This window comes from Photobacterium sp. R1 (assembly GCF_054600795.1).
This window is the reverse complement of sequence record NZ_BAAHZP010000691.1, coordinates 1-259: the sequence shown is the minus strand read 5'-3', so window position 1 is coordinate 259 and position 259 is coordinate 1. Positions and strand designations below refer to the sequence as shown.

Below are 259 nucleotides of genomic sequence, written 5' to 3'. Positions count from 1 at the left end.
ATACGGTACTGCGGCGCGGAAAGCCGGCTGTGCAACAGATCCGACACCACCAGCGCACCGGCATTAATGAAAGGATTACGTGGAATACCCTGCTCCAGCTCCAGCTGGATCATCGAATTAAACGCATGGCCCGATGGTTCTTTACCGACACGGGACCAGATTTCATCAGCCTCATACAATGTCATAGCCAGAGTCAGACTCAGCACTTTGGAGATCGACTGGATTGAGAAGCCTTCTTCGCTGTCGCCGGCCTGAATAA

At 52.9% G+C, this 259-nt stretch carries 1 protein-coding gene; it reads right to left on the bottom strand.

The window, feature by feature from the left end:
- On the bottom strand, positions 1-259 hold a 259-nt coding region (locus ACYP03_RS26855; protein WP_459782788.1), incomplete at both ends, for a glutaminase.